Genomic DNA, 12,525 nt, shown 5'->3' with positions numbered 1-12,525 from the left:
TGACTGATGACTAATGACTGATGACTGATGACTGATGACTAAATGGGAGTAATGCTAGCGATTTTCCCGCCCATGCGTTGAAATTTCTGCATTTGCGAGGACAAATCGTCAACAGGTACGATGAAAGCTTTGCTGCTGCGGCGCACGTTGGGATAGCCGCCCGTGCGAATGCCCGAAACTTCGACGCGCAGAAGCCGTCCTTCTTTGCCGTAAGCTGCGCCGCCGCCGAAGCCGCTGCTGGGAGTTACGTTTTGTGCTGAAGGGCGATAGGCCCAACCTTCGTTGCCGCCAGAAGGCCCAACTACAGCCGTAGCGCTGTTAGTGCCAAGTTCCACTGCTAAGCGGGAGTTATTGCCTTCTAGTTGAGAGGTATCGCTATTTGCATAGCCGCGATACAAGCGGAACATCCGGGTAAAACCGACGGTTTTTTGCCCGCGCTGGGTGTTAAAGCCCCGGTAGTAAGGTACGATATTGTCGCCGAAGTTTTCTTGATACTCTACTGAATCGATGTAAGAATCAACATCAGCGTCGTACCCTTGTGTTTGGTACAAATCTAAGTGATAAACTACTTCAGATTCGTCGTAGGGAGCGCGACCGAGCAAGTGTTTGTAGTTTAGTTCGATCGCCCTAGTTTGAAAGCTGTTGTAGAAAAACTTGGTTTTGTACAGTTCCGATTTGGCCACTGCGCGCACAAATTCTCGCACTGTCAAACTGCCGTCTCGCAGAAGAGATTCCGCACTTGTCAGGCGATCGGATTTCATTAAATAATCGTTGCCCAGCACCTGACGGTAAACGGCACGAATCACCATTTCAACGTCATCTTTGTTGTAGTTCGGGCGCAATTCTACCTTCGGTGCATCGCTCAATGCCGATGTTCCGAGTCTGGATGCTGCTGTTGTAATCGCCACCAGATTTTCTCCTAAATTAGTAACAAAAATTTAAAGCTTTGTTGCACTTGAGATTTTTAGGACTAAGGCAAAGGTATCTGAAAGTAAGGTACCCCGAGGCGCACCTTACTCACTGACATCAATTAGTCCTAATTTGCTAAAGACGCATCAAAAAAACGTCTTTACAAACTTTTAAGCTGTGGTAATATTTACCACTTTGCCGCCACGTTTGTTGATTTGCTGCAAGCGGCTCGAAAGTTGGTCGTAAGGTACGAGATACTCGGTGGTTGTGCGGCGCACTTGGGGCGAAAACTTAGCCGAACCTTGCATTGCGGTGATTCGGTAGAGTTGCCCGCCGCCATTGTTACCGGCGAGGGCTTTGCCTGTGGAGGGGGTGGAGATGGGCGAAGCTGTATTTCTGGCAACTTCCCTGGTGAGGCGCCCTTGCTTTTGGTTTTGGGCGCGATCGCTGTTGGCATAGCCCCGGTACAATTGAAACATCCGGTTAAAACCGACGGTTTTTTGATTTCTTTGAGTCGCGAAACCGCGATAGTAAGGCACTACACTGTCGCCAAAATTCTCTTGATACTCCACTGAGTCAATGTAAGAACTGATTTCAGCTTCGTAGCCTTCTGCATTGTACAAATCAACGTGGAAAGCAATTTCTGACTCGTCGTAAGGAGCGCGGCCCAACAAATGTTTGTAATTAAGCTCGATTAACCGCGTTTGTGAGTTCGGGTAAAAAAACTTTTGCCGATATGTTTCGGACTGAGCAATTGCCCGCACAAAATCTTTAACTGAAATTTGCCCTTGCAGCAGCAGAGATTCTGCGCTGGTAACTCGTTCGACGGACATTAAATACTCGTTGCCGAAAACTTGGATGTAAGCGGCGCGAATTACTGCTGTCACATCGTCTTGCGTCCAGTGGGGGCGCAGTTCTACTCGTCCGGCTTCATCTAATGCTTTGATTCCCAACCGTTCTGCTGAACTTAGTCCCACCATCTTCGCTTCTTCCTTTTTTTGCTTTAAAAACTGAAATTGCTTAAAAAAGTATTTGGAAAATTAGGCCCAGATCGCAGATGCCCGGAATCGTAAACAACCGCTAACACTAAAGCTAACAGCAGCTTACAATTCCGGGCATCACGCAAATCTAGCTGAGAGCGTTGATTGCGTAGTCGATGTAGGAATTTGCTTCAGTTGCAGCGTCGCCACTCAAACCGTGGTTGCCTTTGATGTACTTGAGAGCTTCAACGTACCAGCTAGGAGACAATTCAAATGTCCGGTTGATTTCGTCAACACCTGCAATCAGGTACTCATCCATAGGGCCGGTGCCGCCTGCAACTAAGCAGTAGGTGACCATCCGCAGGTAGTAGCCGATGTCGCGGGAGCATTTGGCTTTGCCGGTTGCTGTGGAAGCGTAGTTCGGCCCTTGCATTTGTTGGGTGTAGGGGAACTTGTTGTACACAGCTTGAGCTGCACCGTCGATCAAGCGCTGAGAGTTAGCGGTTAATGACTTAGCTGCTTCCAAACCTGCTGCTGCTTGGCGAAAGCGGCCGAAGGCTACTTGCAATTCAGTGCTGCTCAAGAAACGGCCTTGAGAATCGGCAGCCGTTACTGCTTCGGTCAAAGGGGTTTTCATTGTTCTGCTGTCTCCCTAATGTTTTGTTTGTTCCAAAATGAGTGTTTGCAAAAATGCGTTAGCGAAGCCCTCGAAGAGGATCGCTCGCTTCTTTACATCTAGAAATGTTCGCGTTCGCTATTTTTAGCCGACTGCGTTAGCTGCGCGGTCGAAGTAGCTGCCGATTTCAGACATCAGCGAGCTGCAATCACCACGGGTAACACCGTTGGGGTCGTTAGCTAGCGCGATCGCTGCTTCCTTCATTTTTTGCACGCCGGCTGCAACCGAGCCGCCGGGAACTCCCAAAGCTTGGTAGGTTTCGCGCAGACCGTTCAAGCAGCGATCGTCCAATACGCTGGCGTCGCCTGCAAATGTGGCGTAGGTTACGTAGCGCAAGATGATTTCCATGTCGCGCAAGCAAGCTGCCATGCGGCGGTTGGTGTAAGCATTACCACCAGGAGCGATCAGTTGAGGCTGTTCTGCGAACAGGCTGCGAGCTGCATTAGCCACGATGGTGGATGCACTGCCGGTGATGCGGTTTACTGCATCAATCCGCTTGTTGGCCTCGGACACCATGCTGCTGAGAGCATCTAGTTGACCCTGTGCGAGGAATTCGCCACGAGCGTCAGATTGGGAAACCACTTTTGTAAATGCGTCAAACATGAACGAACTCTCCTACTTGAGTTAATTGAGTTTGGTTGCGGTATAAAACCGTTAAGTTAAATTTGTTCAGGCTGTTAATGCCTGTAAGGGTTGAAATTTGATGCCAGCTAATCTGCTGCCCCGATCTCTCCCTTTCCGCTACCTGTACTATTGTTACATTGTAACGGACATTTAAGAAATCTTAGAAAATTTTACACCTTTTATGAGATGCGACAAACCTTGTTAATCAGTATTTTTGTTAACTTGAGCGTGCCGTTTCAACCCTTGATAACCTTTATACAATGCTCGCCCGCCTTTGTTTATTACAAATTATTACAGGATCTTATCTCTCTGAGAAGGTAAATGGGGCCCCGGCGGCACCAGCCAAATCTACTTCCTGGGATAGATGTCGGTTTGGCGCCTAAAAGAGTTACTGTGCTTCGATCGCCTGATCTGCACTGTGGATGCAACCCCGATCGCCGCTCGCACCTTGTTGGCTTTCCCGGGGTCAAGCGGAATTGTTAAGAAAAGTTAAGAAAATAAAATCTTTGCTAAAACCAGGCAGGGGGAATAGAGAAAAAACCAAAAATTCTGCCCGATGCAGGATGCGCGCAGAAGTCGGTGGCGGTAAAATCCAAAAGATTGTCAGCCCGATCGCCACAGCCTCAGTTTCTGCCGGAAAAATCAGCATTGAGCCCTAGACTCAGCCGCTGAGTCTAGGGTAAAAGCCGGAGAAATTGCTAATTTTTAGTTGTAAGGTGGATAAGTGCTGTCAGCGGTAAGTCTACAAACGGCACTAGAGAGGCATCAGACGCAGTAAAGTTAAAAGCTTCCTGCCCGATCGCCGGCATCGAACGGCCAAATACGAGTCGCAAGTTAAACAGTTTTTTATTTAGAACTAAAAACTAAAAACTCTTTTACTGCTTTACTGCGCTCAGCCACATTCATCGGCTGTAGCTTGTCCGGCCGCAGTCCCCTAATTGCCCCATGCTCGATCGTAATTTATGTCTTCAAATTCTCCCTCTTCTTGGCACACCGTAGCAATTGACAAAACTATCCAGCAGCTCAGCAGCAACAAAGACAGTGGCTTGAGCAGCCAACAGGTGTCAGAACGCTTGCAGCAATACGGCACCAACGAACTCGAAGAAACAGGAGGCCGCAGTTCTTGGTCGATTTTTGTCGATCAGTTCACCAACATCATGTTGTTGATGCTGATGGGTGTGGCCGTGATTTCTGGATTCTTGGACATCAAATCGAATACTTTTCCCAAAGATGCGATCGCCATTTTTGCGATCGTCATACTTAACGGCATTCTCGGCTATTTCCAAGAAAAAAGTGCCGAAAAAGCCCTCGCAGCCCTCAAAAACCTCTCTTCCCCCCTCGTGCGAGTTTTGCGGGACGGCAAAACTTTGGAAATCGCAGCCAAGGAACTCGTACCCGGAGACGTGATGCTGTTGGAGGCTGGGGTAAAAATCGCAGCCGACGGACGGTTGATCGAAGCTGCCAATTTACAAGTCAGAGAATCAGCTTTGACGGGAGAAGCGATCGCAGCTACCAAGCAAGCCGATCTCGAACTTCCCGAAGATGCTTCCTTGGGCGATCGACTCAATCTAATTTTTCAGGGCACAGAAGTTGTTCAGGGACGGGCCAAGGCGATCGTCACCAACACCGGAATGCAAACTGAAATTGGCAAAATTGCCGCCATGCTTCAGTCAGTAGAAACCGAACCGACTCCTCTGCAACAGCGGATGGGCCAGTTGGGAAATGTTCTAGTATCGGGTGCCCTCGGCTTAGTCGCAATTGTCGTCATCGGCGGGATGATTACCTTCGACAACGGCAGCATTGGGTTCGATACCAGCAGATTTGAAGAACTGCTAGAAGTTTCTCTCAGCATGGCTGTGGCTGTCGTTCCCGAAGGACTTGCCGCAGTTGTGACAGTCACTTTGGCACTTGGAACCAGGCGGATGGTGAAGCGAAACGCGCTGATTCGCAAACTTCCTGCTGTAGAAACTTTGGGTTCAGTTACTACCATTTGTTCCGACAAAACAGGTACTCTGACTCAAAATAAAATGGTAGTGCAGCTCGTGTCTACGGGCGACTGTACGATCGGCATTGGAGGCGACGGCTATGCCCCGATCGGAGATTTTGTCGATCGCCATACATCAGCCCAAATTACTAATTTAGAGGAATATCCAGAACTCGAATCTTTATTAATTGCCTGTGCAGTGTGCAACGACGCAGTATTGCAGCACGAACAGCAAGAATGGAAGATTTTGGGCGACCCCACGGAGGGAGCTCTGCTTTCTTTAGCGGGAAAAGCAGGCATATATAAGGAACAACAGTCTCAATTGCTGCCGCGCACGGCGGAGTTTCCTTTTTCTTCCGAACGCAAACGGATGAGCGTGATTTGCGAAGTGCCCGGACATTCTGGACATTCGGGATTTCCCGCAGAACAAGGACAGCAGCAGAATTATTTGATGCTGACCAAAGGTTCTCCCGAGTTAACTTTGGAGCGATGCCAAGGCATTATAATCGGCGATCGAGTACAACCTTTAAACCAGGAAATGCGCGATCGCATCCTCGCCGAAAACAATAACATGGCAAGTGCAGGTTTGCGAGTCCTCGGGTTTGGGTACAAAATCTGGGAAAACCTGCCGCCCTCCGGTTCTGAGGAAACCAGCGAACAAGAGATGGTGTGGCTGGGACTCGTCAGTATGCTGGACGCCCCGCGCCCGGAAGTCCGCGAAGCAGTAGTGAAGTGCCGCGATGCAGGAATTCGAGTGGTGATGATTACCGGAGATCACCAGTTGACTGCAAAAGCGATCGCCTACGATTTAGGTATAGCCGCAGAGGGCGATCGAGTTCTCACGGGTCAAGAATTAGAAAAGCTCAGCCAAGAAGACCTCAAACTGCAAGTTAAACAAGTCAGCGTTTACGCCCGCGTTTCTCCAGAACACAAATTGCGAATTGTCCAAGCTTTGCAAAGTTTAGGCGAATTTGTCGCGATGACGGGCGACGGAGTTAACGATGCCCCCGCTTTGAAACAAGCCGATATCGGCATCGCCATGGGAATTACCGGCACCGATGTCAGCAAAGAAGCTAGCGATATGGTGCTTCTCGACGACAACTTTGCAACTATTGTCGCCGCCGCTGAAGAAGGGCGAGTTGTTTATACCAACATTCGCCGCTTTATTAAGTACATTTTGGGCAGCAACATCGGCGAAGTTTTGACAATTGCCGCCGCACCTTTAATGGGTTTGGGAGGAGTGCCGCTAACGCCGCTGCAAATTTTGTGGATGAACTTAGTAACAGACGGCGTTCCGGCTTTGGCCTTAGCGGTGGAACCTGCCGAACCCAACGTGATGAAAAAGCCTCCTTTCAGTCCGCGAGAAAGTATTTTTGCGCGGGGTTTGGGTTCTTACATGGTGCGGATTGGGATTATTTTTGCAATTTTGACGATCGCCATGATGTCCTGGGCTTACAAATATACCACAAACCCCAACCATGTCGGAGATCCAGAAGCTTGGAAAACAATGGTGTTTACAACTCTGTGTTTAGCACAAATGGGTCACGCGATCGCCATTCGTTCTAACACTCAGCTAACGATCGAATTAAACCCCTTCACTAACGTTTTTGTATGGGGGGCTGTGATTGTAACTACTGCTTTGCAATTGATGCTAATTTACGTTCCACCGCTGAGAGCATTTTTCGGCACTCACTATTTGACGCCTTTTGAATTGATGATTTGCTTCGGTTTCAGCGCTTTAATGTTTGTCTGGATAGAGATGGAAAAACTATTCGTGCGCTTCTACAAAGCTCGAAAATAGTATTATCAGTAGATAGTTGGTTTGTAGTGAGGACTTTAGTCCGCATCCATGACGCTTGACTAAAGTCCTAATTACAAAAGGTTTGTAGTGAGGACTTCAGTCCGCATTCATGACGCTTGACAAAAATCCTCACTACAAACATCTGATTACCAATTACCATTTGCAAACCGATAAAGTACGCAATTCCACCCTACGATGACTTATTTATTCCTTCTTCCGACTTCCATCGGACTTCTTCCTTATTCCTAATATTATGTATTTGAAAACACTGCACCTAAGGCAGTTTCGGAACTACTTCGATCAAAAAGTAGCATTTGATGCTCCCAAAACCATATTAGTAGGAAATAACGCCCAAGGAAAATCCAACTTGCTAGAAGCAGTAGAGTTGCTTTCCACATTAAAAAGCCACAGAGTATCGCGCGATCGCGATTTAATCCTCGAATCAAAGCCGATCGCCCAAATAGATGCTACACTCGAACGTCAAACCGGAGCGATCGACCTAGCCTTAACACTGCGATCCGGGGCGCGCCGCAGCCTAAAGCTCAACGGCGAACCCCTACGTCGGCATTTAGACTTTTTGAGCGTCATCAACGTAGTACAATTTTCCTGTTTGGATTTAGACTTAGTGCGCGGCGGGCCCGAAGGAAGGCGCAACTGGATCGATCGGCTAGTCATCCAACTAGAGCCAATTTACGCTCACATTTTACACCAGTACAACCAAATTTTGCGTCAGCGAAACGCTCTGCTAAAACGTTCTAAAGCAGTCAGGAAAGCCGAATTTTCCGAAAGTTTTGACAAAAACCGATTTCTGGAAACCGAAAATCCCGAACCAGAAAATACAGAAGACTTACCAATTTCCAATCCCCAATCCTCCAATTCCAGTTCAGAATTAGCCTTGTGGGATGCCCAGTTGGCGACAGCGGGGGCTCGGGTAATCCGCAGGCGCGATCGTATTTTAGAACGATTGATGCCATTAGCCCGCAATTGGCACGGTTCAATTAGCGGTTCCACAGAAGTTTTAGATGTCAAATACGATGCTAATATCGAAGTAAGCTCGGAATTAATCGGTCAAGACAATCTCGAAGGAGTGCGGCAAGCATTTTTAGAGAAAATTCAAAAAAGGGCGATCGCAGAACAATTTCAAGGAACCACATTAGTCGGCCCCCACCGCGACGACATTACATTTACAATTAACAACACTCCAGCGCGTCAATACGCCTCCCAAGGCCAGCAGCGAACCCTCGTATTAGCATTAAAATTAGCAGAATTGCAGCTAATCGAAGAAGTCGTCGGCGAAGCACCTTTACTATTGCTCGACGACGTACTTGCAGAACTCGATTTAAGTCGCCAAAATCAACTTTTAGAAACAATTCAAGAAAGATTTCAAACCCTGATTACTACCACTCACCTGGGGGCTTTTGACAGCCAATGGCTGCGCCAAACCCAAATTCTATCTGTCGTTTCTGGACAAATCAATCAATTTTAGATTTGAATCAAACATATTATGTTCGCTTACTTAAGGGTTTGTAGTGAGGACTTTAGTCCGCATCCATAACACTTGACTTAAGGGTTTGTAGTGAGGACTTTAGTCCGCATCCATAACACTTGACTTAAGGGTTTGTAGTGAGGACTTTAGTCCGCATCCATAACACTTGACTTAAGGGTTTGTAGTGAGGACTTTAGTCCGCATCCATAACTAGGACTAAAGTCCGAACGATCGAACCAATTTGATTGTGGTCATTCGAGCGGATATGATATCAATCTACGTGACATTGACAAATTTTACTTTTCATGGTATCGATGCAATAAATAATAAAAATTTGACACTATTAGCTCAATTCGAGATAGGATAAAGGTTAATTTTGATTGCCGTTTGCACTTCCATTCTTTTAACCCTTATGAAGCATTACATTTCCCGTCTGTTAGCCCTCGTATTAGTTGTTGTCATCGGCGTAGCAGGCTGTACCAATGTTCCCGCCACTCTGAGCGGAGACTACAGCAAAGACACGTTAGCATTAGTCAACAGCTTGAGAACAGCGCTTACTTTACCAGATGGGGCGCCAGAAAAAGCAGCCGCTCAAGCCGCTGCTCGCGCAAGTATCAACGATTTTTTCGCAGAATACCGCCGCGATCCCGCTCTTACCAAGCTGGCATCTTTCACAACAATGCGAACAGCATTAAACTCTTTGGCTGGACATTATAGTTCCTATCCAAATCGTCCTGTTCCTGAAAAATTGAAAAAGCGTCTTGAGTCAGAATTTCAGCAAGTAGAAGCTGCTCTCACCAGAGGAGCTTAATCTCAAAATTTAGGGATAAAAGATAAATTTTTATAATTAATCTTTGCATCCTTAACATTTGAGTGTTAACAATTTTTAGTAGAAATATCAACTGCTTTGAGCGCCCATTCCCGGCGCTTTTTTGCTGTATTTAGTCAAAAAATACTTAAAAATCGAACTGGATATGATACCAAATCTGGGCTTTTTAACCCCTTTAATCTTTAGTCCGCGGAGGCGGACTTCGTTTGTATAGCAGCGGTTTCAACCGCCGAGTATTATCGTTATTCGATCGCACAGCATCTAAATCGCCGCCAGAAAGAATTTGCATTGTGCGATCGACTTGTGCCATAACAGGAGCAGTCGATTTTAGATTTTAGACTTCGACTTCGCTCAGTCGAACGATTTTAGATTTTAGATTGAGTCCGCAGATTAATCTGGGAAATTTAACTTCGATCTAAAATTAGGGCTCTCCACAACTTAATCAGCGGGGTTGCATCCGTTGTTGGGCGAGGTTAACCTAAAAAAAGTAGAAAATTTGTAGCTGTGCGTCTGGGCGATCGCCAAAAATGCGATCGCCACCCGATTTCAACTAGAAAACCCGATTCAATTATCCCATGAAAATTGCACCAACTCGCCTCGCCAACTTTCAACACCAGCGACGCTGTTTAAGTGCGGTAACTGCTGTTTTAACCACTAGCTTCATCAGCCAGCTTGTTTGGCCCTTTATCGAAAATCAACCAGCCTTCGGCGAAACATCAGCCTATTGTCAATTATCCAAAGAACAGGTAAATCAAAAAGAAGACTTGCGCCGCGCCGCCCTCTCAGGAAAACCCGAATCCCAGCAAGCATATTTTGCCGTTTTGAGCAAACACGCCCGGGAAATAGCAGAATGCCGCCAAAAAACTTGGCCAGAAACCCAAGCAGTTTGGCTGCGTTTGTATCCCTGCGATGTCAGACCCGGAGAAATCGATCGCGTATTAGACAAAGTTGTGAATAAAGGCTACAATCAAGTCTACGTCGAAGTGTTTTATGACGGTCAAGTGCTCCTTCCGGCGGCAGACAATCCGACTGCTTGGCCTTCGGTTTTGAGAAATCGCGGCTACGAAAAAGATGATTTGTTGGAAAAGGCGATCGCCAAAGGCAAACAGCGAGGATTAAAAGTATACGCCTGGTTATTTACCATGAACTTTGGCTATACATATTCTCAGCGTTCCGACAGACAGCAAACCCTAGCCCTGAACGGCAAAAATCAGACCAGTTTAACCGTAATTCAAGACGCAGGTTTGGACGACCAAACCGGAGAAAGTCACGCTACACACGCCTTTGTCGATCCCTATAACCTGCAAGCAAGACAAGACTATTCTTTGTTAGTAAATCAAATAGTCAAACGCAGGCCACAAGGAATGTTATTCGACTACATTCGCTATGTTCGTGGCGTCGGCCCCGCTTCAGTTGCTACCAAAGTTCAAGACTTATGGATTTACGGCCAAGCATCGCAGCAAATGCTTTTGCAGCGGGCTAACAATCAGCAAGGACGAGATTTAATTCAGCGATACTTAACTAAAGGATTTATCAATACTAATGACGTTCAAGCAGTAGTTAAACAGTATCCAAACGAGCAAGAACCTCTTTGGCAAGGGCGAATTCCACGGCCTATACCAGTAGCAACTCCAGCGTCTAAAACAGGAAATAGCACATCAAAAGCAGCTTCAATAACTCCCGCTACAAAATCGCCCAACCCTGCAAATCCCACACCAAAACCAACACCAACACGGCCACTTCCCGATACCGGAATTCTGCAAAAAGACCTCTGGCAACTGAGTATTGGTCATGCAGTTCAAGGGATTTTAGACTTTTTTGGCATGGCAACTCAACCAGCTCAAAGAATGGGAATTCCTGTAGGAGCGGTCTTTTTTCCCAATGGAAATCAAAAGATTAATCAAGGGGGATTTGATTCAAGATTGCAGCCTTGGGATAGGTTTCCGGCTAGTGTAGAATTCCACGCGATGTCTTATGGAAATTGTGGGGATGTAAGCTGTATTGTGCCACAGGTACAGCGCGTAGTGAGTTTAGCGCCTCCGGGAGCAAAAATCATTCCTGCTATTGCCGGAGATTGGGGAAAATCTGTGAAAAATCGGCCATCTTTGGAGATTCAAATGCGGGCAATTCGCTCTGCAACGCCGCAAATTAATGCGATCAGTCATTTTTCTTTTGGGTGGCAAGAAGTGGAGGATGAAAGGGCGCGGCAAACTTGCCGATTCTAGGAATATTATTTATAGAACCCATTTGAGATCTATTCTGCGTAAATCTCAGAAACCGGGTTTCTCTCGGTATTTCTCGTCACCCAACCCAAAAACTCGTAGAAACCCGGTTTCTTGCCCCGCGCGTAAATCTCAGAAACCGGGTTTCTCTCGGTATTTCTCGTCACCCAACCCAAAAACTCAAAGATGTCAAATGGGTTCTATAGAGATGCGATTCGTAGCATCTCTATAAATTAGCATTGGGATAGGAAGCTAACTGTTGGACAAACTCTTGATGTACTGTACTGTTTAATCCGGCTTGAAGAGTTGCGATCGCACTTGGCATATCCCCGTCTATAAGTGCTGAGACTGCCAGCCACAATCCCGGAAAAACTCTGCTGCGGATAATTCCTTCAGCATCGGGTAGCAGAGAAATATATTCTTCTTCCTGCAAGGAAAACCAATCAATCCGGCGATTCATGACTTGCCAAACCAGATATTCTTTAACTCCATTGCGGCGGTAAACTCGCTTTTTGTCGCGCAGATCGATCGTAGCGGTACTGGCAGAAATTTCGGCAACAAATTCGGGTGCACCTTCGATATAGCCATCATCGCTAAGGCAAGTTTGGCCGCCACATTGAGCATCAATTAGCAGCACAGCATCGGGTTGAGGTTCGTTATCTAAATCGAGACGCACGGTAGGATTATCGCCCAGACGCACGCCTGGAGTAGCAATCTTGTAAGTCCACAGCCAGCCCATTAAATCGGCATGGGGTTCGGCGTGGGGTTCAAAGGGTAAGGGTGAAGCCATATAAACAATTCGTTCAATCAAATCTGCTTTTTTGAGTCCCCGCATTGCTGTATAGCGCCGCTCGAATTCTGCAAAAATTTAGCAAGTTCGCCATTTTCCAAAGGCGGGATTGTAATGCGGCTGAGATTTGCCGGAGCAATCATGGCTTTTCTTTTATTGTGATGTGTTGCTATTTTGAATTATAACTAATTTGGTAAAGTTGTAAGCGATAATTAGATAGTTGA

General features: G+C 46.8%; 11 protein-coding genes and 1 pseudogene. 4 read left to right on the top strand and 8 right to left on the bottom strand.

The window, feature by feature from the left end:
• Nucleotides 1-38: 38 nt before the first annotated feature.
• The 5 genes from QZW47_RS04300 to QZW47_RS04280 form a co-directional block, all read right to left on the bottom strand.
• A complete protein-coding gene (locus tag QZW47_RS04300) occupies nucleotides 39-908 on the bottom strand; it encodes a phycobilisome linker polypeptide (RefSeq protein ID WP_293124330.1) in 870 nt (289 codons plus the stop codon).
• Nucleotides 909-1,079: 171 nt separating this feature from the next.
• Nucleotides 1,080-1,889, bottom strand: coding sequence for a phycobilisome linker polypeptide (locus QZW47_RS04295; protein WP_293124328.1), 810 nt, complete (start codon nucleotides 1,887-1,889; stop codon nucleotides 1,080-1,082).
• 148 nt (nucleotides 1,890-2,037) lie between these two features.
• The gene (cpcA, locus tag QZW47_RS04290; RefSeq protein WP_293124326.1) at nucleotides 2,038-2,526 is read right to left on the bottom strand and encodes a phycocyanin subunit alpha; all 489 of its coding nucleotides are present in this window, start codon (nucleotides 2,524-2,526) and stop codon (nucleotides 2,038-2,040) included.
• 123 nt (nucleotides 2,527-2,649) lie between these two features.
• Nucleotides 2,650-3,168, bottom strand: coding sequence for a phycocyanin subunit beta (locus QZW47_RS04285; RefSeq protein ID WP_293124324.1), 519 nt, complete (start codon nucleotides 3,166-3,168; stop codon nucleotides 2,650-2,652).
• Between the two features lie 487 nt (nucleotides 3,169-3,655).
• Nucleotides 3,656-3,838, bottom strand: a complete 183-nt coding sequence (locus QZW47_RS04280; protein WP_293124322.1) for a hypothetical protein — start codon at nucleotides 3,836-3,838, stop codon at nucleotides 3,656-3,658.
• A gap of 313 nt (nucleotides 3,839-4,151) precedes the next feature.
• Here QZW47_RS04280 and QZW47_RS04275 point away from each other — a divergent pair, with 313 nt between their 5' ends.
• The 3 genes from QZW47_RS04275 (at nucleotide 4,152) to psb27 (ending at nucleotide 9,271) form a co-directional block, all read left to right on the top strand.
• A complete protein-coding gene (locus QZW47_RS04275; protein WP_293124320.1) occupies nucleotides 4,152-6,974 on the top strand; it encodes a cation-transporting P-type ATPase in 2,823 nt (940 codons plus the stop codon).
• A gap of 253 nt (nucleotides 6,975-7,227) precedes the next feature.
• A complete protein-coding gene (gene recF / locus QZW47_RS04270; RefSeq protein ID WP_293124318.1) occupies nucleotides 7,228-8,460 on the top strand; it encodes a DNA replication/repair protein RecF in 1,233 nt (410 codons plus the stop codon).
• Between the two features lie 412 nt (nucleotides 8,461-8,872).
• On the top strand, nucleotides 8,873-9,271 hold the full coding sequence (gene psb27, locus QZW47_RS04265) for a photosystem II protein Psb27 (RefSeq protein WP_293124316.1): 399 nt from the start codon (nucleotides 8,873-8,875) through the stop codon (nucleotides 9,269-9,271).
• Between the two features lie 193 nt (nucleotides 9,272-9,464).
• Here psb27 and QZW47_RS04260 read toward each other — a convergent pair whose 3' ends face one another.
• A complete protein-coding gene (locus tag QZW47_RS04260; protein ID WP_293124314.1) occupies nucleotides 9,465-9,599 on the bottom strand; it encodes a hypothetical protein in 135 nt (44 codons plus the stop codon).
• A gap of 265 nt (nucleotides 9,600-9,864) precedes the next feature.
• Here QZW47_RS04260 and QZW47_RS04255 point away from each other — a divergent pair, with 265 nt between their 5' ends.
• Nucleotides 9,865-11,514, top strand: coding sequence for a hypothetical protein (locus QZW47_RS04255; RefSeq protein WP_293124312.1), 1,650 nt, complete (start codon nucleotides 9,865-9,867; stop codon nucleotides 11,512-11,514).
• 29 nt (nucleotides 11,515-11,543) lie between these two features.
• Here the strand turns inward: QZW47_RS04255 and QZW47_RS04250 are convergent, their stop codons facing one another.
• Together QZW47_RS04250 and QZW47_RS04245 are read right to left on the bottom strand one after the other, a co-directional pair.
• Complete coding sequence (locus QZW47_RS04250) at nucleotides 11,544-11,678, bottom strand: hypothetical protein (RefSeq protein WP_293124311.1); 135 nt, start codon at nucleotides 11,676-11,678, stop codon at nucleotides 11,544-11,546.
• A 59-nt stretch (nucleotides 11,679-11,737) separates the two neighbouring features.
• A pseudogene (locus QZW47_RS04245) lies at nucleotides 11,738-12,444 on the bottom strand (Uma2 family endonuclease).
• Between the last annotated feature and the right edge of the window lie 81 nt (nucleotides 12,445-12,525).

This window comes from Microcoleus sp. bin38.metabat.b11b12b14.051 (genome assembly GCF_013299165.1).
GTDB lineage: Bacteria > Cyanobacteriota > Cyanobacteriia > Cyanobacteriales > Microcoleaceae > Microcoleus.
This window is presented reverse-complemented; position numbering and strand designations above follow the sequence as displayed.